General features: G+C 46.4%; 1 protein-coding gene. It reads right to left on the bottom strand.

Going from position 1 to position 543, the window contains the following annotated elements:
* Positions 1 to 483: FtsW/RodA/SpoVE family cell cycle protein (locus tag R7Q46_RS24895; RefSeq protein WP_318077888.1), on the bottom strand; the 483-nt coding region annotated here is incomplete at its 3' end.
* Positions 484 to 543: the final 60 nt, after the last annotated feature.

Here is a 543-nt window from a genome sequence, read left to right as displayed (position 1 = left end):
TGGCTTCATAAAGCCGCCAAAGAAGGTCTGGCGCACTTCATCTTGCTTACGGACTAAATAACCGGACATGAAGATGAACAGCGATAGCTTCGCAACTTCGGCAGGCTGTAAGTTGAACAGACCAAGCGGAATCCAACGAGAAGCGCCATTTACTGACTTACCTGCGAGAAGTACAACAATCAGCAAGCCGAATGAGACCCAAAGCAAGTAATGACTTTTCTTAAACCATTGCTCTAAAGGTACTTGAAGTATCACCGCAGAGGTCCCGATCGCCAACACTAAGAAGGTGGCATGACGGAACATGAAGTGGAACGGCTGATCGGTCAATCGTGAGCTGATTGGGAAAGACGCAGAGGTCACCATAATCAAACCAGTCAACATCAAACCCAACGCAATCCACACCAACTGGCGATCAAACAACGCTTCTGGCGCTGGATGCTTAAGCCAATTACCAATGTTGTGTTTAACGTTACTTAAACCCACGAAACGAGTAACCTTTAGTTATGCATATTTCTGAGCAAGAACAGCAAATGCATCGCCTCT

Source organism: Vibrio sp. 811 (genome assembly GCF_033339195.1).
This window is presented reverse-complemented; position numbering and strand designations above follow the sequence as displayed.